26 protein-coding genes are annotated in these 22,749 nt (G+C 65.8%); 17 read left to right on the plus strand and 9 right to left on the minus strand.

Translation table 11 applies throughout. The features are described from left to right. Positions 1-85 precede the first annotated feature (85 nt). Entirely contained in the window at positions 86-442 is a 357-nt protein-coding gene (locus QZ500_RS19605; RefSeq protein WP_366763552.1) for a recombinase family protein, read from the plus strand. Positions 443-497: 55 nt separating this feature from the next. Here QZ500_RS19605 and QZ500_RS18505 read toward each other — a convergent pair whose 3' ends face one another. Then, complete coding sequence (locus QZ500_RS18505; protein ID WP_295857400.1) at positions 498-986, minus strand: hypothetical protein; 489 nt, start codon at positions 984-986, stop codon at positions 498-500. Between the two features lie 156 nt (positions 987-1,142). Here QZ500_RS18505 and QZ500_RS18510 point away from each other — a divergent pair, with 156 nt between their 5' ends. The 4 genes from QZ500_RS18510 to moeB all read left to right on the plus strand — a co-directional run bounded on the left by QZ500_RS18510 (position 1,143) and on the right by moeB (position 4,952). Further along, entirely contained in the window at positions 1,143-1,592 is a 450-nt protein-coding gene (locus tag QZ500_RS18510) for a pilin (protein ID WP_295857470.1), read from the plus strand. A gap of 228 nt (positions 1,593-1,820) precedes the next feature. Beyond that, complete coding sequence (gene gpmA / locus QZ500_RS18515) at positions 1,821-2,564, plus strand: 2,3-diphosphoglycerate-dependent phosphoglycerate mutase (protein ID WP_295857402.1); 744 nt, start codon at positions 1,821-1,823, stop codon at positions 2,562-2,564. Between the two features lie 119 nt (positions 2,565-2,683). After that, positions 2,684-4,120 (plus strand): S41 family peptidase, encoded by a 1,437-nt coding sequence (locus tag QZ500_RS18520; protein WP_295857404.1) that lies wholly within the window; start codon positions 2,684-2,686, stop codon positions 4,118-4,120. A gap of 61 nt (positions 4,121-4,181) precedes the next feature. After that, positions 4,182-4,952, plus strand: a complete 771-nt coding sequence (gene moeB, locus QZ500_RS18525; RefSeq protein WP_295857406.1) for a molybdopterin-synthase adenylyltransferase MoeB — start codon at positions 4,182-4,184, stop codon at positions 4,950-4,952. On the opposite strand, the gene QZ500_RS18530 is transcribed toward moeB, so the two are convergent. After that, entirely contained in the window at positions 4,949-6,964 is a 2,016-nt protein-coding gene (locus QZ500_RS18530; protein ID WP_295857407.1) for an AsmA family protein, read from the minus strand. The two genes, moeB and QZ500_RS18530, sit on opposite strands and share 4 nt — an antisense overlap. After that, a complete protein-coding gene (locus tag QZ500_RS18535) occupies positions 6,961-7,635 on the minus strand; it encodes a lipocalin family protein (protein ID WP_295857409.1) in 675 nt (224 codons plus the stop codon). Before QZ500_RS18535 ends, QZ500_RS18530 begins: the two co-directional genes overlap by 4 nt. 264 nt (positions 7,636-7,899) lie before the next feature. Between QZ500_RS18535 and QZ500_RS18540 the strand changes: the two genes are divergently transcribed. Next, positions 7,900-8,304 carry a response regulator gene (locus tag QZ500_RS18540; RefSeq protein WP_295857471.1) on the plus strand — a complete coding sequence of 135 codons (405 nt, stop codon included), beginning with the start codon at positions 7,900-7,902 and terminating at the stop codon, positions 8,302-8,304. A 61-nt stretch (positions 8,305-8,365) separates the two neighbouring features. Here the strand turns inward: QZ500_RS18540 and QZ500_RS18545 are convergent, their stop codons facing one another. Then, a complete protein-coding gene (locus QZ500_RS18545) occupies positions 8,366-8,998 on the minus strand; it encodes a response regulator transcription factor (protein ID WP_295857411.1) in 633 nt (210 codons plus the stop codon). Positions 8,999-9,128: 130 nt separating this feature from the next. Between QZ500_RS18545 and QZ500_RS18550 the strand changes: the two genes are divergently transcribed. From QZ500_RS18550 to QZ500_RS18585, 8 genes are all read left to right on the plus strand, one after another. Further along, entirely contained in the window at positions 9,129-10,466 is a 1,338-nt protein-coding gene (locus QZ500_RS18550; protein WP_295857413.1) for a CHASE3 domain-containing protein, read from the plus strand. Positions 10,467-10,663: 197 nt separating this feature from the next. Beyond that, a complete protein-coding gene (locus QZ500_RS18555) occupies positions 10,664-10,828 on the plus strand; it encodes a DUF1328 domain-containing protein (RefSeq protein WP_295857414.1) in 165 nt (54 codons plus the stop codon). A gap of 52 nt (positions 10,829-10,880) precedes the next feature. Further along, on the plus strand, positions 10,881-11,282 hold the full coding sequence (locus QZ500_RS18560; RefSeq protein ID WP_295857416.1) for a hypothetical protein: 402 nt from the start codon (positions 10,881-10,883) through the stop codon (positions 11,280-11,282). A gap of 35 nt (positions 11,283-11,317) precedes the next feature. Beyond that, on the plus strand, positions 11,318-11,692 hold the full coding sequence (locus QZ500_RS18565; protein WP_295857418.1) for a phage holin family protein: 375 nt from the start codon (positions 11,318-11,320) through the stop codon (positions 11,690-11,692). Beyond that, positions 11,689-12,186: a hypothetical protein gene (locus QZ500_RS18570; RefSeq protein ID WP_295857420.1), complete on the plus strand. Its 498-nt coding sequence runs from the start codon at positions 11,689-11,691 to the stop codon at positions 12,184-12,186. Before QZ500_RS18565 ends, QZ500_RS18570 begins: the two co-directional genes overlap by 4 nt. An 18-nt stretch (positions 12,187-12,204) precedes the next feature. Next, a complete protein-coding gene (locus QZ500_RS18575; RefSeq protein WP_295857422.1) occupies positions 12,205-12,753 on the plus strand; it encodes a ferritin-like domain-containing protein in 549 nt (182 codons plus the stop codon). A gap of 90 nt (positions 12,754-12,843) precedes the next feature. Beyond that, entirely contained in the window at positions 12,844-13,158 is a 315-nt protein-coding gene (locus QZ500_RS18580; protein WP_295857424.1) for a BON domain-containing protein, read from the plus strand. A 123-nt stretch (positions 13,159-13,281) separates the two neighbouring features. Continuing rightward, the gene (locus QZ500_RS18585; protein ID WP_295857426.1) at positions 13,282-14,427 is read left to right on the plus strand and encodes a putative zinc-binding peptidase; all 1,146 of its coding nucleotides are present in this window, start codon (positions 13,282-13,284) and stop codon (positions 14,425-14,427) included. Between the two features lie 28 nt (positions 14,428-14,455). Here QZ500_RS18585 and coaD read toward each other — a convergent pair whose 3' ends face one another. The 4 genes from coaD to QZ500_RS18605 all read right to left on the minus strand — a co-directional run bounded on the left by coaD (position 14,456) and on the right by QZ500_RS18605 (position 18,504). After that, positions 14,456-14,962, minus strand: a complete 507-nt coding sequence (gene coaD, locus QZ500_RS18590) for a pantetheine-phosphate adenylyltransferase (protein WP_295857428.1) — start codon at positions 14,960-14,962, stop codon at positions 14,456-14,458. Positions 14,963-15,060: 98 nt separating this feature from the next. Beyond that, positions 15,061-15,678 (minus strand): 16S rRNA (guanine(966)-N(2))-methyltransferase RsmD, encoded by a 618-nt coding sequence (gene rsmD, locus QZ500_RS18595; RefSeq protein ID WP_295857431.1) that lies wholly within the window; start codon positions 15,676-15,678, stop codon positions 15,061-15,063. Continuing rightward, a complete protein-coding gene (locus tag QZ500_RS18600) occupies positions 15,675-16,970 on the minus strand; it encodes a pitrilysin family protein (RefSeq protein WP_295857432.1) in 1,296 nt (431 codons plus the stop codon). Before QZ500_RS18600 ends, rsmD begins: the two co-directional genes overlap by 4 nt. 61 nt (positions 16,971-17,031) lie before the next feature. Beyond that, positions 17,032-18,504, minus strand: a complete 1,473-nt coding sequence (locus QZ500_RS18605) for a pitrilysin family protein (protein WP_295857434.1) — start codon at positions 18,502-18,504, stop codon at positions 17,032-17,034. A gap of 28 nt (positions 18,505-18,532) precedes the next feature. Here QZ500_RS18605 and ftsY point away from each other — a divergent pair, with 28 nt between their 5' ends. The 3 genes from ftsY (at position 18,533) to QZ500_RS18620 (ending at position 22,074) form a co-directional block, all read left to right on the plus strand. Continuing rightward, positions 18,533-19,792, plus strand: coding sequence for a signal recognition particle-docking protein FtsY (ftsY, locus tag QZ500_RS18610; protein WP_295857436.1), 1,260 nt, complete (start codon positions 18,533-18,535; stop codon positions 19,790-19,792). Positions 19,793-20,019: 227 nt separating this feature from the next. Then, positions 20,020-20,958: an RNA polymerase sigma factor RpoH gene (gene rpoH, locus QZ500_RS18615; RefSeq protein ID WP_295857438.1), complete on the plus strand. Its 939-nt coding sequence runs from the start codon at positions 20,020-20,022 to the stop codon at positions 20,956-20,958. A 117-nt stretch (positions 20,959-21,075) separates the two neighbouring features. Next, a complete protein-coding gene (locus QZ500_RS18620) occupies positions 21,076-22,074 on the plus strand; it encodes a tripartite tricarboxylate transporter substrate-binding protein (RefSeq protein ID WP_295857440.1) in 999 nt (332 codons plus the stop codon). Positions 22,075-22,128: 54 nt separating this feature from the next. Here QZ500_RS18620 and QZ500_RS18625 read toward each other — a convergent pair whose 3' ends face one another. Then, a complete protein-coding gene (locus QZ500_RS18625; RefSeq protein ID WP_295857442.1) occupies positions 22,129-22,725 on the minus strand; it encodes an SCO family protein in 597 nt (198 codons plus the stop codon). Between the last annotated feature and the right edge of the window lie 24 nt (positions 22,726-22,749).

Below are 22,749 nucleotides of genomic sequence, written 5' to 3' on the forward strand. Positions count from 1 at the left end.
AAGGAAGACTTCCTTGCGCGTCTTCTTGGGCAGCGGGTCGAGGCCGAGGTTGATCTGGTCCATGGCCCCGATCCTCGCCCATCCAATGCTTGCCTGCCACCGGGCCGGGAAGTTTTGCAGAACCTCCCTAGGTGAATTCATGGTGCAAATGCTCGAATCGTTCGCGCAGTTGGAGCGGTCGATGATTCGGGAGCGCTCGATAGCGGGGCAGGTTGCGGCCTATCGTGCCGGCGCTCGGTGGGGTGGTGAGCCGTTGAAGCTGTCTGATCAGGACGTGCGGGACATGATCGAGCTTCACGCCTCGGGTTGGTACACGTGGCGGCAGTTGGCGGACATATGGGGCGTGTCGCTGAACTGCGTGCATCGGGGTCGGGCGAGGCTGCACGCTGGTCCTCCTCATTTGGTCCGGCTACCCCCTCCGATTCTTTCAAAATATCTTTGACTATGGTTCCCAAGACGAAAAGGTTATTAATTTAAGTCATGAATTGAGCTGGACTTTATTGTTGTAGCTGTCGAATTGCTATAACGTGTCCGTGCGCAGCAGCCTTGTTCAGCCACATCAGCGCAGTAAAACGGTTCTTGTCTACCCCAGTGCCGGACGCAAATGCAGCCCCTAGGTGTTGCATGGAGTCAGAGCAACCTAAGTTCGCTGCTCGCTGCCACCAAATTATGGCTCCAGAATGGTTTCCATGCTTTTTAAACTCAAGCGCAATGTGGCTCATTGACTCCACGCAGCCTGCATCCGCTTTACTTAATAGACTAGCAAACATCAAGGGCAGTGGAGGGTCGCAAGCTGCCAACACATCAGAAGATGAAAGCATCGTTCGACCTTTGCTATCTGCTTCGCCCTTTCGAAGTAGGCCGTCAGCGATGCGCCTCCATAGAGTGCGACGGCTGAATGCTACTAAGGCCATCGCCGTCTCAATGCTCACAAGCGGTTCGGTCATATCTGTGCCAAAAAAGTTAACTTTGTGCCAGTTGGACATGTGGCACAGCATCTTACAGATCAGCCGGGGTCGGTGGCACAGCCTTGGTGTGCCGAAGCTTCACTTGGTGAGCCTCCGATCACGTGTATGGCTTGGCACGACCATTGCTCGATTGAAGAGTCCAACATTCGGGCGCAACCTGGAAATATCGTGAACATTCGTCGCACTGCCCAAAAGGGTTTTACTCTCATTGAGCTTATGATCGTGGTCGCGATCATTGGTATCTTGGCCGCCGTCGCAATTCCGGCATATCAGGACTACACGGCACGAGCGCAAGTATCGGAGGCATTCACCATGACAACCGGCATGAAGACCACTATTGCCGAGTACGGGCAGACCAATGGTGCATATCCTGGTACAGCGACTACGCCAACAAATGCGTCGCTAACGACTGCTGGAAAGTTTGCTGACGCGACCGTTGCAGCAGATACCGGCGTCATCACGGTTACTATGAAAACTGCTGGTATTGCGGCAGCTGGTGTGGCGGGCAAGACAATTACGCTAACTCCGCCGGCGCTGAGTACTAATCCGACCACGTTTGTATTCACCTGTGCGCCGGGAACTATGCCAGCGAAATATTTGCCCAAAACTTGCCCTGCTCCTTAAGTTCGCCAAATTAGAAAAGGCCACTCACAAAGTGGCCTTTTTGATTTTTCCGTTCATGCAATTCGCATCGTTTGGCTAGTTTGATCGGCGGGTGTCTGCCTTGCATGTGAGCAGGCACAAACATTACGGGATGCAAGACTGGATTGCAGAACCTGCGAACATAGAATGGTAGGTTTTTCTTTCTTCCCCTCTCCTTCTTCACCGCGCCCCGTCCCGAAAGGCCTTTCCGTGTACAAGCTCGTCCTCATCCGCCATGGCGAATCGACCTGGAATCTCGAAAACCGGTTCACCGGCTGGACTGACGTCGACCTGACCGATACCGGCATCGAGCAGGCGAAAAACGCCGGCCGTCTGCTGAAGGCCGAGGGCTACGACTTCGACGTGGCCTACACGAGCGTACTCAAGCGCGCGACGCGTACGCTCTGGCACGTGCTCGACGAAATGGACCGCACGTGGCTGCCGGTCGTGCACAGCTGGCGGCTCAACGAGCGCCACTACGGCGCCCTGCAGGGCCTCAACAAGGCCGACATGGCCAAGCAGTACGGCGATGCGCAGGTGCTGGTCTGGCGTCGCAGCTACGACACCCCGCCGCCGGCGCTCGAGGCCAGCGATCCGCGCAGCGAACGCAGCGACGTGCGGTATGCCAAGACCGGCGCCGACAACGTACCGCTCACCGAGTGTCTGAAGGACACGGTGGCCCGCGTGCTGCCGTTCTGGAACGAATCCATGGCTCCGGCGATCAAGGCCGGCAAGCGTATCGTCGTCGCGGCGCACGGCAATTCGATCCGCGCCTTGGTCAAGTACCTCGACGGTATTTCCGACACCGACATCGTCAGCCTCAACATTCCGAACGGCATTCCGCTGGTCTACGAGCTCGACGAGTCGCTGCGCCCGCTGCGCCGCTACTACCTGGGCGATGCCGAGGCGGCTGCACGCGCGGCAGCGGCTGTCGCTGCCCAAGGCAAAGCCTGACGCGAAGGCGGGCCGCCGCCCGCCGGCCGGGTTTGTCCCAGCATGCCGCTGCGGCACCGCATGGAACCTTTCTCGGTCTGCGCTTCCAAGGTATATATCGAACCGTACATAGGGGTGGTATGGGCCAGAAACTCAAAATCGCAGGCTGGATTTCCGTCGGCGTCATCGCCGGCACGCTGACGACCGTATCGCTGCAGACGGTGGCACGCAGCGCCATGAGCCCGCTGCCGCTGGAAGAACTCCAGCAGCTCGCGGCGGTCTACGGCATGGTCAAGACCGACTATGTCGAGCCGGTCGACGACAAGAAGCTGATCACCGACGCCATCTCCGGCATGGTGTCCAGCCTCGACCCGCATTCGCAGTATTTCGACAAGAAGAGCTTCCGCGAATTCCGCGAAGGCACCTCGGGCCGCTTCGTCGGCGTCGGAATCGAGATCACGCAGGAAGACGGGCTGATCAAGGTCGTCTCGCCGATCGAAGGATCGCCCGCGTTCCGCGCCGGCATCAAGACCAACGACCTGATCACCAAGATCGACGAAACCGCGGTCAAGGGTCTCGCGCTCAACGATGCGGTCAAGCGCATGCGGGGCGAACCGGGCACCAAGGTCACGCTGACGCTGTTCCGCAAGGACGAGTCGCGTACCTTCCCGGTCACCATCACCCGCGAAGAAATCCGAACCCAGTCGGTCCGCGCCAAGATGATCGAGCCGGGCTATGCCTGGGTGCGCCTGTCGCAGTTCCAGGACCGTACGGTCGAGGATTTCGTCGCGAAGGTGGACGAGCTCTACAAACAGCAGCCGAACCTCAAGGGCATGGTGCTGGACCTGCGCAATGACCCGGGCGGCCTGCTCGATGCAGCAGTGGCGATCTCGGCAGCCTTCCTGCCGCCGGATGTGACCGTGGTCTCCACCAATGGCCAGCTGGCAGAAAGCAAATCCACTTACAAAGCTGCGCCCGAGTTCTATCAGCGCCGCAGCGGTTCCGATCCGTTGCGCCGCCTCCCCGCCGCACTGAAGACGGTGCCGCTGGTGGTGCTGGTGAACGAAGGCTCGGCCTCCGCCAGCGAGATCGTGGCGGGGGCGCTGCAGGACCACAAGCGCGCCACCATCATGGGCAGCCAGACTTTCGGCAAGGGCTCGGTCCAGACCGTGCGCCCGCTGGGACCGGACACCGGCCTAAAGATAACGACTGCCCGCTACTACACGCCGAGCGGCAAGTCGATCCAGGCGACGGGCATCGTGCCGGACGTGATGCTCGACGAGACGCCGGAGGGCAACCTCTTCGCCGCATTGCGCACCCGGGAAGCAGACTTGGAAAAGCACCTGAACAGCGGCCAGGGCGAGGAAAAGAAGGACGAGGCCCGGGAAAAAGCGCGGGAAGAAGCCCGGAAGCGCCTGGAAGCCGAGATGGAGGCCAAGAAGCCGGCGCCCCGCATGCCGGAATTCGGCACCGACAAGGACTTCCAGCTGACGCAGGCCCTCAATCGACTCAAGGGCCAGCCGGTTCTGGTCAGCAAGACCATCGTCGAGCGCAAGGACGAGAAGAAGGAAAACTGAGCGGCCCGGCCGCCATCGCCCCCAGCCCCGCGGTCCTGTGCCAGCGGGGCTTTCTTTTGACATGGACGACACGACCCTCCTGCGCTATTCGCGCCACATCCTGCTCGACGAGATCGGCATCGCCGGGCAGGAACGCTTTCGCCAAGCGCATGTGCTCGTGATCGGCGCCGGAGGACTGGGTTGCGCGGCGAGCCTGTATTTAGCGGCGTCCGGGGTCGGGCGACTGACGCTGGTGGACGACGATGTCGTCGATCTGACCAACCTGCAGCGCCAGATCGCCCATACCACCGACCGGGTGGGACAAAAGAAAGTGGCTTCTGCTGCGGCCGCGCTCCACGCCGTCAACCCACTGGTACAGATCCAGGCAGTCGATCTGCGGGTGAACGCAGACTGGCTCGATCAGCAGTTGCCAAATGTCAACGTCGTGCTTGACTGCACCGACCATTTCGCCATCCGCCAGACGATCAACGCGGCGTGCGTGCGCCACGCAAAACCCCTGGTATCGGGAGCGGCCCTTCGTTTCGACGGCCAGCTCGCGCTGTACGACACAGCGCAGCCCGATGCGCCCTGCTATGCCTGCGTCTTTCCTGCCGATTCGGATGTACGGGAGGATGCCTGCTCCACCATGGGTGTCCTCGCACCGCTCGTCGGTATGGTAGGGACCGCACAGGCGGCCGACGCGCTCCTCGTGCTCTTGGGACACAGCGGACGACTGGCAGGCCGTCTGAGGACCATCGACGCCTGTTCGATGGCGTGGTCCGAGTTTCGCGTCTCGCGCGACCCGGCATGTCCTGTGTGCCGCAGTCGCTCGCGTCCGCTCGACTGGCCTTAACGGGCCTTCGGTTGAGGCGCGGGCGTCTGCGCCAGCAGCTTCTGGCAATCGGCATCTTCACCCGGACCGGTCTCGATCGTCGCCGCCAGTGCCAGGAACGGGTTGATCGCCCCCAAAGCCACCGCCAGCGCCGCACGGCCGGCCAAGGCACCTTTGTCGGGAAACGCCGAGGGCGCGCCGAGCGTGCCCTGGATGATCAGCGGCGACCGGAGGCTCAGAATGCTCTTGTCCTTAGGCAGCGGCTTGAGCACGACATAAAGCGACTCATCGGCCAGATTGATCCGACCTTCGCCATTGATCACCGTGTCGCTGGTGTCCATCACGATCCCGGTGCTGGTCATCAACCCGTTCTTCACGTCGAAGGCCGCAGCGCCGCAGCGCAGTTGCACGTTGCGGTCGCCCCGCAGGAAGAACTTGATCGCCTCGCCGCCATCGAGCCCCGCGAATTCCAGCAGGATGTTGCTGAACTGGCCGCGGCCCATCAACAACCCCACATCACCGGAGGCGCGCCCAAGCAGCGTGGCCACCGAATCACCACGCGCCTGCAGATTGACCCGCAGCGTGACGTTGCCGAAGCTCTGTCGTGTCCGCTCCACCGTGGGGAACAGTTTTTCCAGCCGTAGGTTGCGTGCCTCCAGCCGAGTCGCCACGTCAGGCACGGCCTGACTGCCATCCACACGGATCGACCCGGCAATCCGGCCTCCGGCGACACCCAGCGCCAGGGGATCCAGCACCAGCAGGCCATCGTTCAACTTGACATGCACGCTGCCCGATTCCAGCGGCAATTCCTCCACATGCTCGATGCGCTTGGCGCTGTAGCGGACATCGGCATTCATCGCATTGAGCTTCTCGAGGTCGAGCTTGGTTGTCGGCAGCACCTTGCCGCCGGAGCGCGTCCTGCGGCGGGCATCCGATGCGGTGACCGGCGGAGCGGTACCTGCCGCAGTCTTGGCGCCGCCCTGCCCCGGCTTCGGCGCGAGTCCGATGATCGGACCGAGGTCGTTGAAGTCGAGACGGGCCGACTGCACTTCGCCGGCCAGCAAGCCCTTCTGGCCCGAGGCGTCGTATCGCAACTGGCCCGACAGATCGGACCGGCCCAGCGTGCCGTCGATCTGGCCGATGTTCCAGACCGCACCGTTCTTTTTCAGGTGAGCCTTCAGCGCGTAGGGCGGTGTGTCCGGCAGTGCGATGCCCAGCAGTTCGTACAGTTCGGCTAGGTTGTGGCCCTGCATCCGGACCTGGGCATCGATACCTTCCATTTCCTTGAGACTGTCGACCGTGCCGGTTGCCGTCAGCCGGGTACGGCCGGCCTGCGCCTTCACCTCCAGCGGAAACGGCGCCGTCTGCTCACCCGACGACAACTGCAGCACGCTGCCCGTCCGGCCTTCTGCCGTGAACGGCTGGCGGCTCCAGGTGCCCTTGGCTTGATAGGACAGGGGCATGGAAGTCTCCGCCGATCCCGTCGCCGCGGGATCGATGCCGAAGTTGACACGGATATCGGCCCCCTTGTCGCGTGCGATGAAGCGCACCGAGCCCTCGTCGACGACCAGTTGCCCCACTTCGGGCGTGGTGCTTCCATCGGAATCCGACGGGCTCAGCGTCCATGTCCGGCGGCCGTCCGGCTCCATCTGCAAGCCGAGTTGCGGCTTCTCGAGCATCACCCGCGGCAGGACCACCACACGCTTGATCAATGGCCACAGGCGCACGTCGACCTCCGCCCGCTCGGCCTTGATCAGATAGGGGTCGGTGGCCCACGATGGATTGGCGAACTCGATGCCATCGGCAATAAAGGTGGTGGTCCGACCGAGCTTCACGTCGAGCCGACGGGTGATCTCGAAGGTGCGTCCGGTTTTCTCGCTCACATACCGGTTGACGGGCCCGCGCAGCAGGTCCCACGGGAAGAAGACCACCAGCAGGACCAGCGCCAACAGGAACAGTGCGATGCCTCCGAGAATGCGCAGCCACCAGGTACGACGAGAGACGGGAGCGGTCTGGGAAGCATCGACGGTCATGGAACGGTCCGGTAAGACGGGCCCGTGGGCGATTCCGTCGAAGGTTGAGGGATGGCGCTGTGCGCGGTGCGCACGACGCGCTCCACCGGGAAGCCAAGCGCGGCAGCCCTGCCGAGCCACAACTGCACGGTGTCATCGGCGACGCTCGGGCTGCGCGACAGCAACCACAGGTACTCGCGATCGGGCGTGCCGATCAACGCCAGTCGGTAGTCGGGGTCGATCGCCATCACGTAATAGTCGCCCCATACAGCCGCCAGCCACGACAGCCAGCGCGGCGCGAATCGGACTTCCAGCATGCCCGCATCCGGCGACGGGGCGTTACGGGTTCGACGCGCCTCGCCGACCGCTATATCCACCTCGCCATCGCGCCGCAGGCAGGTGTTGCGCACGCTCAGGTTTCCGTCCGCCTCGACGATGTAGTCGGCGGTCACGTCGGCCACGCATTTGCGCTGGAAACTATTGGGGAGCCGGGCGATTTCATACCAACGACCCGCGTAGCGTTCGATGTCCAGGCTCTGCACGACCGGCAGGGACCTTTGCATCGTAGGCACGTCGTCGCGGGCCGCAGCGATCTGCACTCCCGCTATCGCAAAAGCCAGCACAGCCAAGGTGACCCAGCCATGCAGATAACGTTGAGTGGAATTGCCGCTGTGCGGCGTTTTTGGTGTCATGTCAGGCGGCTGCGCGGAATTGCGCCATACACCTTTAAGTATTGGTCGTCCGATCTTTTTGTCGGTCGGCTCCTGTGTCCAACATCCGTCAGCATGTGCCTACAGAAATCGAATTGCTCGATGACGGAAAGGTTGGGGAGGTAGGACACCACCGACAGCTACGTCTAAGCGCGGCTGGCACAATTTCCCGCACATGGCGAGGGATCGATATTCCGTTCAACGGGTTCGATGCACCACAGAACCGCGAATAAAGGAATGCCGATCTTGGGACTGAGAACTTACATCGTCGAAGACAACGCCACGATCCGCGAAAACCTGATCGGTACTCTGGAAGAACTTGCGCGCGTGCAGACCATCGGCATCGCGGAGACGGAAAACGAAGGACGCGCGTGGTTCGACTCCCATGTCGGCGACTGGGATCTGGCGGTCGTGGATCTGTTTCTGAAGCAGGGCAGCGGATTGGGCATCCTGGCTACCTGCAAATCACGGCTTCCGCACCAGAAGGTCGTGGTGCTGAGCAACTATGCGACGCCCGAGATACGCACCCGCTGCATACAGCTCGGCGTCGATGCAGTGTTCGACAAATCCAACGAGATCGACGCATTGGTGGATTACTGCATCCACCAGAGCCACGCAGCGAACGACGCCGGAAGCAGCGACGCCCGCTGAGGCATCAGCGGCCGCGCCCTGCGTCCGGGCAGCGGCCGTGCGCGTGCACACGGCGCCCTGATCAGTCGATCAGCTTGTTCTTCAGCGCGTAGTACGTCAGATCGCTGTTGGACGCGAGATTCATCTTCTCCATCAGCCGGGTCCGGTAGGTACTCACGGTCTTGACGCTCAGCGACAGCGACTTCGCGATATCCCCTGCGGTCTCGCCCTTGGCGAGTTTCAGGAACACCTGGAACTCGCGTTCCGACAGCAGCTCGTGGGCCGGCGCATCGTCCTTGCGGTTGAGCTGCTGTGCCAGCAGGTCTGCCACCGCCGGCGTGATGTAGCGACGGCCCAGCGAGATGGTGCGGATCGCGTTCACGATCTCCATCGGATCGCATTCCTTGTTGAGGTAGCCGCTCGCGCCCTGACGGATCAGGTTCATCGCGTAGTGCTCCTCGGGATAGCCGCTGAGGATCAGGATACCGACATCCGGCGCCTTGGCGCGGATCATCCCGAGTGCGTCGAGACCGGTCTGGCCGGGCATCGACAGGTCCATGACCAGCACGTCGATCTCGACGTTGCGGATGAGGTCGATCGCTTCGCGGCCGTTGGAGGCCTCACCGACGACACGCAGGTCCACATGGTCCGAGAAAAACTGCTTGAGTCCCGACCGCACGATCGCATGGTCGTCCACAATTCCGATTTTGATCATTTCACGTCTTTCTTCGGCCGTACTCCGCAACAGGAGCACAATGCCCCCAAGCGCCGCAGTCACGCGCCCCGTACTACTACTCTGCTCTGGATTATTGTCGAATTTGATCCTGCGGAGACCGGAGTTTTCAATGCGCAGGTCATCGCTTGCCAAGCTGGTGTTCAGCCTGCCGCTGGCGATCCTGGCGGCCGTGGTGCTCATCGGCATCAACGAAGCTGGCTACGACCATTCGACCCAGGCCCTGCGGTCGATCGAGCAGGCCCAGCAGGCCCGTACCGAACTGAACCGGCTGGTGCGCCAGATGCTCGACGCGGAAACCGGCCAGCGCGGCTACCTGCTGACCGGCGAGGAAACCTACCTGGAACCGTACAACGTCGCGCGTGCCGACATCGGCGCCACGCTCGACACGCTGCGCAAGGCCTACGCGCTTCTGCCGGAACAGCAGGCGCAGGTGACGCAGCTGGCAGTCAGCGTATTGCGCAAGCTGGCGGAGATGGATCTGAGCGTGCGGCTGCGCGCACAGGGGAACGAGGATGCCTGGCGATTCGTGCTGCTGACCGACGTAGGCCGCGAGCAGATGGACGCGATCCGCACCCAGACCGACCAGCTGTTGACATCGACGGCGGTTGCCTCCACGGCAGCGCAGGACCAGATCGTGCGATCGCTTCAGCTGTCGCGCATCGGCATCGCCTCGGTGGCGCTGGTCGGACTGCTGGCGTTCTACATGTACCTCCGCCAGACCCGTGCGCTGCAGCGTGCGGGCGAGCGCCAGCAGGAAGCCCTGGAGCGCGAACGCGACCGCCTCGGCGAACTGGTGCGGCAGCGAACGGCCTCGCTCGCCGAACTGGCGACCCACCTGCAGCGGGTCCGGGAGGACGAGCGCGGCCTGCTCGCCCGCGAACTGCACGACGAACTGGGCGCGCTGCTGACGGCGGCGAAACTCGACGTCGCGCGCATCAAGTCGCGCATCGACCCCGACGCGCCCGAACTCACGGCGCGGCTGCAACACCTCACCGAGACGCTCAACAGCGGCATTGCCCTGAAGCGACGCATCATCGAGGACCTGCGGCCGTCGTCGTTGTCCAACCTCGGGCTGGTCGCCGCCCTGGAAATCCTGGCGCGCGAAGTCGGCGACCAGTCCGGCATCGCCATTTCGACCCGGCTGGAGCCCGTCCCGCTGTCGGAGGAACTGCAGCTCACCGTCTACCGGATCGTGCAGGAATCCCTGACCAACATCTGCAAGTACGCGCAGGCGACCCGCGCGGCCATCACGATCCGCACGTCGGCCGACCGCGTCGTCGTGACGGTGAAAGACGACGGCGTCGGATTCGACCCTGCGGGCACCACCCCGCATACCCATGGCCTGCACGGCATGCGCCACCGGGTCGAGGCGGCCGGCGGCACCTTGACCGTGACGTCCGCCATCGGCAGCGGCACCACGGTGTCTGCCATCCTTCCGCACGCCTGAACCCGCGCCCATGACGGGCGAACCCTCTCAACGCCCGCGCGTCGGCCCGCTCCTACAGAGGCCGGCTTGCAGCACTGACAGCCCGTCGGGTGCGCTGCTGATCAGTACCTCTCCGCACGCTCCTTAACCTACTCGGCAGGCGATTCATAACGAGCGCCACGACGACAAAGAGGGGCGACCGCCCAGAGGAGTACGACATGCTGCACTACACCGTAGTGTTTCTCGTGATTGCGTTGATAGCGGCGGTGTTCGGCTTCGGCGGCATTGCCGCCGGAGCTGTGGGCATCGCGAAGATCCTGTTCTTCATTTTCGTGATCATGGCCATCTTGAGTTTTGTCGTAGGCCTGATGCGCAAGGGTTGACAGCCCTGCACTCCACGTCTCGTCCCATCCCTTCGCCAACCAGGAGCACTTCATGAATCTCACTCCCAACAAGGCCGCCAACGCCACCCGCAACCTTTCCGACGACGCTCTGCAAAGCGCAGAACAGGCCGTGGAATCCACGCGCAACTTCGCGAACGATTCGCTGGACAAGGCAGGCGACAAGGTGCGCGAACTGCGCCGGGAAGTGGATCCCCTGGTGGAACAGATCACGAGCAAGGTGCAGCAGCTCGCCAGCCGCGGCGCCGAATACGCCCACGATGCACGCGAGCGTGCACAGCAGCAGATCAACCGCTACGCCGACGCGACGGGCCGTTATGTGGCCGAGCAGCCGGTCCGTTCCGTGCTGATTGCAGCCGCCACCGGCGCTGCCATCGCTGCGGCCATCCTGCTGCTGTCGCGCAACGACAGCAAGCCGCGCCGCAACCGCTACTGAACGCCTGCTGCCTTTAGCCTCTCACGAACGCATCCATGTTCCATCCTCTTATCTCGGTTCTGATACGTAAACCCGACCTGGTGATGGAGCATCTCGCGGGCTACGGCGCTCTGGTGCACGAGGAAGTTGCCGCCGTCGGCAGCGAACTCGTGCACCGTGCGATCGCGTGGGGCGTGGCGGGGGTGATGGGCGCAGTCTTCGTGACCCTCGCCGGGATCGCCGCGATGCTCGGCGCGGTGAACGGCAGCGCCCATTGGGCACTGTTCGTCGTGCCGTTGATCGCGCTGGTCATTGCCGTCATTGCGGTCGTGATGGCCCGCAAACCTCTGTCCGCTACCCGGTTCGAAGAGATCAAGGCCCAGGTCGACGCCGACATCGTGGCACTGCGCGCTGCCGGAGACCGCAAATGAGCGACATGGACCAGCCGCAGAAACCCGATGCGAAGCACCGCCTGCAAGCATCGCGGGAAGCGCTCATCCACCAACTGATGCCTGCCACCCGCCCCAGTGCTGCTGCGCGCGAAATCGCGCGACGCGAAGCAGGGCCTGAACCGGTACGGTCGAGCCGGGTGACCGAAGTCGCTCCCGCGCAGTCCCCGGACGAAGAAGACCGCGACGCATCGACCGGTTTTCTCTCCGTCGCCAAGCACTCGATCCGCTCGTGGTGGGAGTACCACCCCGCCCGTGCCGCCGGTGCCATCGCGCAACCGCTGATCGAAGAATACGCACAACGACGTCCGTTCAAGCTGCTCGGCATCGCTGCCGGCGTGGGTGCGACGTTCGTGGTGGTGAAACCGTGGAGACTGGTGTCGGTCGGCGGTCTGGCCGTCGCCGCGCTCAAGTCCTCCCATGTCTCGAAATTCGCGCTGACGATGCTGATGTCGCGCGGCAAGAAGAACCGATAACCAACCACGAGGTACCCCATGGACATGCATACCCAGGAACATCAACGCAGCTTCACCCTCGACAAGGAGGCACTGCGTACCGCCGCGACCGCCGACCTCGACGGCGGGCCGGTCACGCCCAGCTACGGACCGCACCGCGATGCGATCGTGAAACTGCTGAACGACGCGCTGGCCACCGAACTGGTGTGCGTGCTGCGCTACAAGCGCCACTATTTCACGGCCGACGGCGTCACGTCGCCGGCCATTGCCGACGAATTCCTCGTCCATGCGAATGAAGAATCGGCCCATGCCGACAAGATCGCCGAACGCATCGTGCAACTGGGTGGCGAGCCCGACTTCTCGCCGGCCACGCTGCAACAGCGCAGCCATGCCGACTACGACGATTCCAAGGATCTGAAGTCGATGATCCGCGCGAACCTGGTGGCCGAGCGGATCGCCGTGGAGTCCTACCGCCAGATGATCCACCTGATCGGTGATCAGGACCCCACCACGCGCCGCATGCTGGAAGAGATCCTCGCCGACGAGGAAGAGCATGCCGACGAACTGAAGGACTGGCTGCACCGCTGATTTCCGTGCCGGCAGGTGCGGTGCGGCCCGTCGGCTTTTCTCCCACAGCACTGGGTTTCCACTTCCAACTACATTTTTCGAGGACTCATCATGAAATACGCTCGTGCCATCGCCTTCGCCGCCCTTGCCGGCATCACCGTCGTGACGACCGGCTGCTCGGTGGCACGCCACCAGCAAAGCGTCGGCTCCTACGTGGACGACGCTGCCATCACCACCGCCGTGAAGGCCAAGTTCGCCGAGGACAAGACCGTGGCCGCGACCGCCATCAGTGTCGAAACGCTGAACGGCACCGTGCAACTGTCCGGCTTCGCCAAGTCGCAAGCCGAGAAGAACCAAGCCGAGACGCTGGCACGCAACACGAAGAACGTCCGCGACGTCCGCAACAACATCGTCGTGCGCCCGTAAGGCCACGCACCGGCGCCTCTGCTCGGGAGGCGCTTTGCACGACAAGGGCAGGTCCGGCGCGCCGGACCTGCCCTTTCGGTTTCTGGTCGATAGCGGCAGCACTCACATAACAACGAGACCCTCATGAAAATCTTCAACTGCGAGAGCTGCGGGCATCCTGTCTTTTTCGAGAACGTGCAGTGCCTCAACTGCGGCAGCGCTCTTGCATTCCTGCCGGACCAATTGACGATGGCGGCCCTCCGGCCGACAGGCCCCGACGCAGGCGGCGCCATGGTCTGGGAGCGGCTGGCCGCGCCCGAAGGCGCACCGTTGCGCTACCGGATGTGCGTCAACCACGATATCCACCATGCCTGCAACTTCGGGGTGGACATCGACGACCCCTGTCCGCTGTGCCTGTCGTGCCGACAGACCCGCTTGCTTCCGGATCTCTCCTTCGCCGAGAACCGCCAGCGCTGGTACCTGATCGAGGTGGCGAAGCGACGCCTCTTCTATACCTTGGCACGGCTCGGGCTGGCGTCCACCGGCACCGATTCCGCGGCGCAGGAAGGCCCGGTCTACGAATTCCTGGCCGACCTGCCGGGCGGCCCCAAGGTGATGACCGGCCACAACCAGGGCCTGATCACCCTCAACATCGCAGAGGCCGACGACGATGAGCGGGCGCGCCGGCGGGTGCAGCTGCACGAACCCTACCGCACCCTGCTCGGCCACCTGCGCCACGAATCCGGCCACTTCTACTGGGACCGGCTGATCCGCGAGCAGAACCGGATCGACAGCTTCCGTGCCGTCTTCGGCGACGAATCGCTGGACTACGGGGAAGCGCTGAAGCGCCACTACGCGGCTGACCACAGCGCCAATGCCTGGCAGAGCAACTACGTCAGCGCCTATGCGACCGCCCATCCCTGGGAAGACTGGGCCGAGACCTGGGCGCACTACCTGCACATGGTCGATCTGCTGGAGACCGCGGCGGCCTACCACACCAGTGTGGAAGTGCCGGGTGCCGTGCCGCTGCCGCGCGAGGGGGTGTCGAACCCCTTCGATTCGCCGGAAACCGACTTTCAGCATCTCGTGCAGCAATGGGTCCCGGTGACGCTGATGCTCAACAGCCTGAACCGCAGCCTGGGCCAGAACGACGCGTACCCATTCGCGCTGTCGCAGGGAGCGCTGGGCAAGCTGCGCTACGTGCACGACGTGATCCACGACAGCGTCACGCAACGGTTCGTGGACGACCCGGACGACATGTCCAAGCCGGCGGAGCCGGTCGCCGCCTGAGGCGCGTGCAGCGGCGCTGCCGGGCCGGTCAGCCGCCAGTCCGGGGCTGTGCCGCCACCTTCGCCTGCAGCCGCTCCAGCACGACCGGCGACACGAATTTCTCGACCTCGCCGCCGAGCGTCGCGATCTCGCGGATGAAGGTGCTGGAGATGAACTGGTACCTGTCGCCGGGCGTGAGGAACACGGTTTCCACATCCGGCATCAGGCTGCGGTTCATGCCAGCCAGCTGGAACTCGTAGTCGAAGTCGGTCACCGCACGCAGGCCGCGCACCATCGCCTTGCCACCACGGGCGACCACGAAATCGCGTACTAGGCCGGCAAAGCTCTCCACCTGCACCTGCGGATACGGGGCGACGGTGGCACGGACCATCTCCATGCGTTCTTCCAGCGAGAACATCGTCTTCTTGTGGTGCCCGGCGGCGACGGCCACGATCACCCGGCCGAACAGCTGCGTTGCCCGCCGCACGATGTCCTCGTGGCCCAGCGTGATCGGATCGAAGGTGCCGGGGTAGACGGCGATGAGGGGCTGGTCCATGGCGCGGGCATCCTTCGGGGCAGGAACGGTGGGGCGGCGATTATGCCGGCCGCTTTTTGATCGGCAGCATCGAACGGTGCCGGCAGACCGCGGCAGCGCTACGGCATCCGGCGCAGCAGATGCGCATGCACCGCGCCGGCGCGCAGATGGCGGAACGGCACCAGCCGGTGCGCGGCCAGCGCCTCGTCGGTCCAGGCCACCGGCGCCTCGAGGTAGACGTAGCCTTCCGGCCGGATCGCCGCGGCAGCCGCGTCCAGCGCCGGTGCGAACAGCGCCGATCCGAACGGCGGGTCGAGCAGCACCAGATCGAGCGATCCGGGCGCGGCCTGCCGCAGTGCGACCACGCCGTCGCCACGCCGGACCTCGACCGTGTCGGCCCGCAGCCGTTCCCGCAGCGTGCGCAGGTTGGCGATCAGCGCACTGTCCTGTTCGCACAGCACGACGGCCACCGCACCGCGCGAGGCCGCTTCGAAGCCCAGCGCGCCGGTGCCGGCGAAGGCGTCCAGGCACTGCCAGCCGTCCAGGTCCTGGCCGAGCCAGTTGAACAGGGTTTCGCGCACCCGGTCGGGCGTGGGCCGCAGGCCGACGATGTCAGGCACCGGCAGGCGGGTGCGTTTCCACTGGCCGCCGACGATGCGGACCTCCCCCGCGCCGCCGTGCGGCTTCTTCGGGCGCGTCGCCGGAGCCGACGCGGCAGCGGGCGGACGGCGCGTCATGGCGCGCCTCCGACAACCACGGTGACCATGCGGTCGGGCAGCAGATGGCGCTGGAACGCCGCGCGGATGTCGGCTGCCGTGACTTTCCGGACTTGGTCGGTCCAGGTGTCGAGGTAGTCGAGCGGCAGTCCGTTCCAGGCGATGTTGGCAACGTTGCCGAGCAGCTTCGCGTTGCTGTCGAGCCGCAGCGGGAAGCCGCCGATCAGGTTGTCCTGCGCTGCCTTCAGCTCGGCGGCGGTCGGTCCGTCAGCGACGAAGCGTTCGAGCACCTCCTTCGACACCGCGACGGCCTGCGCCGCCTGGTCCGGCCGGGTCTGCAGCGCGATGGTGAAGGCGCCCGCATGCAGGCCAGGATCGAATCCGCTGGAGACGCCGTAGGTCAGCCCGCGTTTCTCGCGCACCTGCTCGGTGAGGCGCGAAACGAATCCGCCACCGCCCAGGATGTAGTTGCCGACGATCAGCGGGAAGTAGTCCGGGTCGGCGCGCCGCACGCCCGGCTGGCCGAGGTAGACATGCGCCTGCGCCGAGGCGAACGGGATGCGGATGTCCTGCGGCGCGGCGAGCGGCGCCACCTCGGCGACCGGCGGCAATGCTGCGCAGGCGCCGGCCGGCAGCCGCGACAGCAGCGTGATGGCCAGCGCGTCGGCCCGGGCGCGGTCGAGCGCGCCGACGATGCTGACCTTGGCCGCGCACGGCCGCCACAGCTGCGCCTGCAGCCGCTGCAGGTCGGCGACCGAGATCGCCGACAGCGTGGCTTCGGTGGTCTGCTGGCCGTACGGGTGGCTGCCGAAAACGGCCTGGGCATAGGCACGGGCGGCGGGCGTGCCGGGACGCGTCTCGGCCTCGCGCAGTGCGGCGGTCAGGCGCTGGCGTTCGCGCTGCCAGACCGCATCGGGAAAGGCGGGTTCGCCGATCTGCCGGGCCGCCAGCCGTGCCGCGCGGTCCAGCAGTGCCGGGTCCGCCAGCGAACGCAGGCCGAAGCTGGTCCGGTCCTGGCCGGCGCTGCCGCCGAACTGCGCGCCCAGGTCGGCCCAGGCGTCGTCGAGACCGTTCTCGTCCAGGGCCGGCTCGGTGCCATGGGCCTTCACGCCCTTGCCGGCCATGCGGGCGGTGACGGACGCCAGGCCGGCCTGCCCGGCCGGGTCGCGCCGGCTGCCGGCATCGAAGTCGATCTGCACGTCGACGATCGGCACCGTCGGGCTGGCGACGAAATAGACCTGGGCGCCGCTCGGCTGCGTCCAGTGCTGGATCGGCAGGGCCGCATGGGCTGTCATCGATGCAAAAAGCGCCATAGCGCCCGCCGTACCTGCGCGAGCAGCTATCTTTTTCATAGTCATGAGCATCGAAGTCACCTCAGTGGACCGCGCCGGCCGGGCCGGTGGCGGCGGGCGTGCTGCGCGGCGGGGCGCTGCGGTCGACCGGCTGCGGCACCAGGGTGCCGACGGTGAGCTGGCCGTCGCCGAAATAGCGCTGGGCCACCGACTGCACCTGCGCGGCGGTGACGCGTTCCAGCCGTTCCAGGATGCGTCCGTCGGCATCGGGCGGGAAGCCCAGCACCCAGTTGCTGCCGAGCTCCTGCGCTTGCGCGAAGACGGAATCGCGCTGGAACACCTCGCCGGCACGCCACTGGGTCTTGACGCGCCGCAGCTCGGCCTCGCCGACGCCTTCGGCGGCAACACGCGCAACCTGCGCACGCAAGGCGGCCTCCAATTCCGCGGCGGTGCGACCGCGCGCCGGCACGCCGGACAGCCGGAACAGCGCCGGTCCGCGGGAGGCCAGGCCGTGCGAGGCATCCACGCTGTCGGCGACCCGGTTGTCGCCCTGCGTCAGCGCACGGCCGAGGCGCGCGCCGTCGTAGCCGTCGAGCACTGCCGCGAGCATGGTGAGGGCGAGCGCGTCGTCCGCCTCCGGCGATGCCGCATCGACGGACACGAGGCGCGGGGCCTTGAAGGCCAGCACGACATAGGCCTGCTCGGCCGGCGCCTGGAAGTCGAAGCGCCGCAGGCCCGCCTGCGGCGGCTCCTCGCGCGGCTTGCGCACCGGCACCGCACCGGCCGGGATGCGGCCGTAGGTCTCCTCCGCCCAGCGGCGGACCTGGGCGACGTCCACGTCGCCGGCGATCACCACCGCGGCGTTGGCCGGCACGTACCAGCGCTGGTAGAAGGCGCGGGCGTCGTCGGGCGTGTAGGCGGCAATGTCGCTCGCCCAGCCGATCACCGGCCGGCGGTAGGGGGAGGCCTGCCAGACCTGCGCGTTCAGCGCCTCATTCAGGCGGGCGCGCGAGTTGTCCTCGATCCGCAGGCGGCGCTCCTCGGTGACCACCTCGCGTTCCTTCAGGAATTCGGCATCGGCCCACCGGTTGTGGGCGAAGCGGTCGGACTCCAGCCGCATCACCTCGCGCAGCGCCGACGACGGCACCTGCTGGTAGTAGCCGGTGTAGTCGCGGTTGGTGAAGGCGTTGTCCCGGCCGCCGAGTGCCGCCACGCGGCGGGAGAACTCGCCGACCGGCACCGTGGGCGTGCCCTTGAACATCATGTGCTCCAGCATGTGGGCGATGCCGGAGGTGCCATCGACCTCGTCCATCGAGCCGACGCGCAGCCAGACCATCTGGACCGCGGTCGGCGCACGGCGGTCGGGCTTGACCAGCAGCGTCATGCCGTTGGCCAGCGTGAACTGCTGCACCGCCGGACCGGCGGCAGGCCCAGCATCGAAGGCGGCACCGGGTGCGGGCGCGGCAGGCCCGGTCGGCATGGTGGGGCCGGGCGACTGGGCACCGGCCTGCAGCACAGCGGCCAGCAGGCCGCAGAAGACGAGGTCGCGTTTCATAGAATGGATGATTCTAAGAACGGCCCCAATGTTCAGTTTCTTCAAGAAAAAAGCGCCCGTCCCCGACAGTCCGCCCGCCGCGGCACCCCTGCCCGACGCGGTCGAGGACACGCTGCCGCCGGCCGTCTCGGCACCGCCCTCCACCCCGGCACCGGCGACCGCACCGGTCCCGACACAGGTGCCGGCTCCCGTGTCCGCCATGGGCTGGCTCAAGTCGCAGTTCGGTTTCGGGCAGGCCGAGACGGAGCCGGCCGACGGTGCGCCGGTCACCGCACCCGACGCTGTGATTCCGCCCGAGCGGCCGGCACCCACATCGCCCTCTCCGGCGTCCGTTGCCCTTCCGGCGCCGCCGCCCGCCGCCGATCTCGCTCCCACCCCCAAGCCCGCCGCACGCAGCGGCTGGCTCGACCGGCTGCGCACCGGGCTGCGCAAGACCGGCAGCAGCATCACCACCGTCTTCACCGGCACCCGGATCGACGACGCGCTGTACGAGGAGCTGGAGGATGCGCTGCTGATGGCCGACACCGGCGTCAAGGCGACCCAGCATCTGCTGGACGACCTGAAGCGGCGCGTGAAGGAGGCCAAGGCCACCGAGCCGGCGGCCGTCAAGGCGCTGCTCGCCGACGCGATCGCCGCGCTGCTCGCGCCGCTGGAGAAGCCGCTGGTCATCGGCAAGCAGGTGCCGACGGTCATCATGGTCGCGGGCGTCAACGGCGCCGGCAAGACCACCTCGATCGGCAAGCTGACCAAGCATCTGGCGCACGAGGGCGCCAGCGTGCTGCTGGCCGCGGCCGACACCTTCCGGGCTGCGGCGCGGGAGCAGCTGGGCGTCTGGGCCGACCGCAACACCGTCGAGATCGTCGGCCAGCAGGGCGGCGACCCGGCGGCGGTGAGCTTCGATGCCGTGTCCGCCGGCAAAGCGCGCGGCCGGGACGTGGTGCTGGTCGACACCGCCGGCCGCCTGCCGACGCAGCTGCACCTGATGCAGGAACTCCAGAAGATCAAACGGGTCATCCAGAAGGCGGACGGCACCGCACCGCACGAAGTCCTGCTCGTCATCGACGGCAACACCGGCCAGAACGCGCTGGCTCAGGTCAAGGCGTTTGACGACGCGCTGCAGCTGACCGGCCTGATCGTCACGAAGCTCGACGGCACCGCAAAGGGCGGCGTGCTGGCGGCGATCGCGCAGGAACGGCCGGTGCCGGTCTACTTCGTGGGGGTGGGCGAGACGCTGGAAGACCTGGAAACCTTCGACGCCCGCGAATTCGCGCAGGCCCTGCTCGGCTAAGGCGTCCGCGCCGTCCGACAGCGGGACTGCCGGTTGGCGACGGGTCGCGGCCAGGGCTGCGTCATAACCTAACTCCCTCATAACGCTGATCCGCCGCGGAGCCGCCTCCGTCATGCCAGCCGCAGTCGCAGGCTATCGGCCCGATAGTAGTACCCCGGGAACTTGTAACTTAGCACTCGCTCAAACCGAGTGCTAACATGATTGACATTGACCAAAGGACTTCTGGAATGAACCTTCATACTGGAAATGCCACCGCCGTCGCCGCGTCCAACCCCTGGGCGCTCGTGCCCCCGCTGGGCAACCTCGACGCCTACATTTCCGCCATCAACCGCCTGCCGCTGCTGACGCTCGACGAGGAGCAGGAAGCAGCCAAGCGGCTGCGCGACCACAACGACCTCGATGCCGCCGGCCGGCTGGTGCTGTCGCACCTGCGCCTGGTGGTGTCCATCTCCCGCCAGTACCTCGGCTACGGGCTGCCGCACGGCGACCTGATCCAGGAAGGCAACGTCGGCCTGATGAAGGCGGTGCGCCGCTTCGATCCGTCGCAGGGCGTGCGGCTGGTAAGCTACGCCATGCACTGGATCAAGGCCGAGATCCACGAGTACATCCTGAAGAACTGGCGCATGGTGAAGGTGGCCACCACCAAGTCCCAGCGCAAGCTGTTCTTCAACCTGCGGTCGATGAAGCAGTCTTTCAAGGCCGATGCAGCCGCGGACGACGAAGCGACCCACCGCGACACGCTGAGCGCCGCGCAGGTCGACACCGTCGCCGAGCGCCTCAATGTGAAGCAGGAAGACGTGCGCGAGATGGAGACCCGGATGTCCGGCGGCGACGTGCTGCTAGACCCGGCCCCGTCGGACGACGGCGAGCAGGCGTTCGGCCCGATCGCGTACCTGGCCGATGCCGCGCACGAGCCGACCGCGATGATCGAATCGCGCCAGCGCGACCGGCTGGCCTCCGACGGCATCGCCAGCGCGCTGGAGACGCTGGACGACCGCAGCCGCCGCATCGTCGAGCAGCGCTGGCTGCAGGTGAACGACGACGGCTCGGGCGGCATGACGCTGCACGAACTGGCAGCCGAGTACAAGGTAAGCGCCGAACGCATCCGGCAGATCGAATCGGCCGCGATGAAGAAGATGAAGAAGGCGCTGGCCGACTACGCTTGAAGCGGGCGAAGCGACCGCCATCCAAAAGGGCTGCACGCAGGTGCGGCCCTTTTTTCATGGGCGTTGCGTTTAGTGCACACTCGGCGATCGATTTTCAGCCCCTCATTCGGAGCCGCCATGCCTTCTCCCGCGCCGCTGCGCCGCGCCCTCCTCGCCACCGTCCTGCTGCTCGCCACCGGCGGTACCGCCCTCGCGCAACAACCGATCGCCGCGACGACCGGCTGGCCGGCCAGACCGGTGCACATCGTGGTCGGCTTCCCGGCCGGATCGTCGCCCGACATCACCGCCCGCACGCTGGCGGAGCCGCTGTCCAAGGCTCTGGGCCAGCCGGTGATCGTGGACAACAAGGTCGGTGCGGGCGGCAACATCGCTGCCGACTTCGTGGCCAAGGCGACCGACGACCACACCATCGGTCTGATGATCAACGGCAACATGACGATCGCCCGGCTGATCAACCCGAAGGTGCCGTACGACCCGCTGAAGGATTTCGCGCCGATCAGCCTGATCGGCGTTTCGCCGCTGGTGCTGACCGCCCCGGCCGGCGCGCCCGGTGCCGACGCGCGCGCCTTCCTGGACCAAGCGCGCGCCGCCGGCACCGCCTGGAGCTACGGCACGCCGGGCGTCGGCACGGTCGGGCATATCGGCATGGAACTGCTCAAGAGCCGGACCCGGATCGACCCGGTGCACGTGCCCTACCCCGGCTATCCGCAGGTCGCCAACGCGATGATCGGCGGCCAGCTGCAGCTGGCGCTGCTTCCGCCGGCGCTGGCGTCGGCGCAGGCCAAGGCCGGAAAGCTGCGCGCGATCGGCGTGACCGCCGCCGGCCGGAGCACCCTGGTGCCCGAGATCCCGAGCCTGGCCGAGGCCGGCGTGCAGAACTTCAACCTGGAGATCTGGAACGCGGTGGCGGCGCCCCGGTCGATGCCGGCGCCGCTGGTGGCCCGGCTGTCCACGCTGTTCTCGGAGATCGTGCGGTCGCCGGACATCCGCAGCAAGCTGTTCCAGCAGGGCTGGCAGGCGGTCGGCACCTCGTCGGAAGGGCTGGCCAACCGCATCCAGGCCGACACCGCCACGCTGGGCGCGGTGATCGCGCAGCGCGGCATCAAGGCAGAGTAAGCCGCTTTTCGGATCAAAATCGGGCGTTTGCGCAGGCGGGGCCTGCGCAAGCCGCTACGATTTCAGGAGCGTCTCGATGTCCGCCTTCAGCCCTGCGGCACCGCTGCCGTAGCGGCTGTACAGGCGTAGACGGCCCTGCGGATCGTAGAGGTAGCTGCCGGCCGAATGGTCCATCGTGTAGCTGCCGGCGGTCTTGCCCTCGACCTTCTTGTAGTAGACCTTGTAGTCCTTCGCGACCGCGGCGAGCTGATCCAGCGAGGGCCGCAGCGCGACGAAGGACGGATCGAAGTTCGACATGTAGGCCTTCAGGATCTCCGGCGTGTCGCGCTCCGGGTCCACCGTGATGAACACCGCCTGCAGCCGCTCGCCGTCCTTGCCGAGCTGGCGCTTGATTTCGGCGAGTTCGGCCATCGTCGTCGGGCAGACGTCGGGGCACTGGGTGAAGCCGAAGAACACCACCACCACCTTGCCGCGGAAGTCCGCCAGCGTGCGCACCTTGCCGCTCGGGTCGGGCAGCGCGAAGTCGCGGGCATAGTCGGCGCCGGTGATGTCCACCGCGTTGAACTTCGCTTCGGGTGTGGAAGGCTTGCAGGCGGCGAGCGTTGCGAGCGGCAGTAGGGCCAGGGTCTTCAGGACTTCACGGGTGCGCATGGGAGTTCCGGGCAGGTTCGGTGG

It is taken from the genome of uncultured Xylophilus sp. (genome assembly GCA_913776965.1).
GTDB lineage: Bacteria > Pseudomonadota > Gammaproteobacteria > Burkholderiales > Burkholderiaceae_C > Xylophilus.

What these genes read in the sequence shown, in the direction of transcription:
- coaD (WP_295857428.1), bottom strand. Translation starts at nt 14,962, where the DNA reads ATGGACCAGCCCCTCATCGCCGTCTACCCCGGCACCTTCGATCCGATC.
- QZ500_RS18575 (WP_295857422.1), top strand. Translation starts at nt 12,205, where the DNA reads ATGGACATGCATACCCAGGAACATCAACGCAGCTTCACCCTCGACAAG.
- moeB (WP_295857406.1), top strand. Translation starts at nt 4,182, where the DNA reads ATGGACGACACGACCCTCCTGCGCTATTCGCGCCACATCCTGCTCGAC.
- QZ500_RS18550 (WP_295857413.1), top strand. Translation starts at nt 9,129, where the DNA reads ATGCGCAGGTCATCGCTTGCCAAGCTGGTGTTCAGCCTGCCGCTGGCG.
- QZ500_RS18545 (WP_295857411.1), bottom strand. Translation starts at nt 8,998, where the DNA reads ATGATCAAAATCGGAATTGTGGACGACCATGCGATCGTGCGGTCGGGA.
- QZ500_RS18555 (WP_295857414.1), top strand. Translation starts at nt 10,664, where the DNA reads ATGCTGCACTACACCGTAGTGTTTCTCGTGATTGCGTTGATAGCGGCG.
- QZ500_RS18585 (WP_295857426.1), top strand. Translation starts at nt 13,282, where the DNA reads ATGAAAATCTTCAACTGCGAGAGCTGCGGGCATCCTGTCTTTTTCGAG.
- QZ500_RS18605 (WP_295857434.1), bottom strand. Translation starts at nt 18,504, where the DNA reads ATGAAACGCGACCTCGTCTTCTGCGGCCTGCTGGCCGCTGTGCTGCAG.
- QZ500_RS18535 (WP_295857409.1), bottom strand. Translation starts at nt 7,635, where the DNA reads ATGACACCAAAAACGCCGCACAGCGGCAATTCCACTCAACGTTATCTG.
- ftsY (WP_295857436.1), top strand. Translation starts at nt 18,533, where the DNA reads ATGTTCAGTTTCTTCAAGAAAAAAGCGCCCGTCCCCGACAGTCCGCCC.
- rpoH (WP_295857438.1), top strand. Translation starts at nt 20,020, where the DNA reads ATGAACCTTCATACTGGAAATGCCACCGCCGTCGCCGCGTCCAACCCC.
- QZ500_RS18600 (WP_295857432.1), bottom strand. Translation starts at nt 16,970, where the DNA reads ATGGCGCTTTTTGCATCGATGACAGCCCATGCGGCCCTGCCGATCCAG.
- QZ500_RS18505 (WP_295857400.1), bottom strand. Translation starts at nt 986, where the DNA reads ATGTCCAACTGGCACAAAGTTAACTTTTTTGGCACAGATATGACCGAA.
- rsmD (WP_295857431.1), bottom strand. Translation starts at nt 15,678, where the DNA reads ATGACGCGCCGTCCGCCCGCTGCCGCGTCGGCTCCGGCGACGCGCCCG.
- QZ500_RS19605 (WP_366763552.1), top strand. Translation starts at nt 86, where the DNA reads ATGCTTGCCTGCCACCGGGCCGGGAAGTTTTGCAGAACCTCCCTAGGT.
- QZ500_RS18530 (WP_295857407.1), bottom strand. Translation starts at nt 6,964, where the DNA reads ATGACCGTCGATGCTTCCCAGACCGCTCCCGTCTCTCGTCGTACCTGG.
- QZ500_RS18565 (WP_295857418.1), top strand. Translation starts at nt 11,318, where the DNA reads ATGTTCCATCCTCTTATCTCGGTTCTGATACGTAAACCCGACCTGGTG.
- QZ500_RS18520 (WP_295857404.1), top strand. Translation starts at nt 2,684, where the DNA reads ATGGGCCAGAAACTCAAAATCGCAGGCTGGATTTCCGTCGGCGTCATC.
- QZ500_RS18625 (WP_295857442.1), bottom strand. Translation starts at nt 22,725, where the DNA reads ATGCGCACCCGTGAAGTCCTGAAGACCCTGGCCCTACTGCCGCTCGCA.
- QZ500_RS18580 (WP_295857424.1), top strand. Translation starts at nt 12,844, where the DNA reads ATGAAATACGCTCGTGCCATCGCCTTCGCCGCCCTTGCCGGCATCACC.
- QZ500_RS18560 (WP_295857416.1), top strand. Translation starts at nt 10,881, where the DNA reads ATGAATCTCACTCCCAACAAGGCCGCCAACGCCACCCGCAACCTTTCC.
- QZ500_RS18570 (WP_295857420.1), top strand. Translation starts at nt 11,689, where the DNA reads ATGAGCGACATGGACCAGCCGCAGAAACCCGATGCGAAGCACCGCCTG.
- QZ500_RS18620 (WP_295857440.1), top strand. Translation starts at nt 21,076, where the DNA reads ATGCCTTCTCCCGCGCCGCTGCGCCGCGCCCTCCTCGCCACCGTCCTG.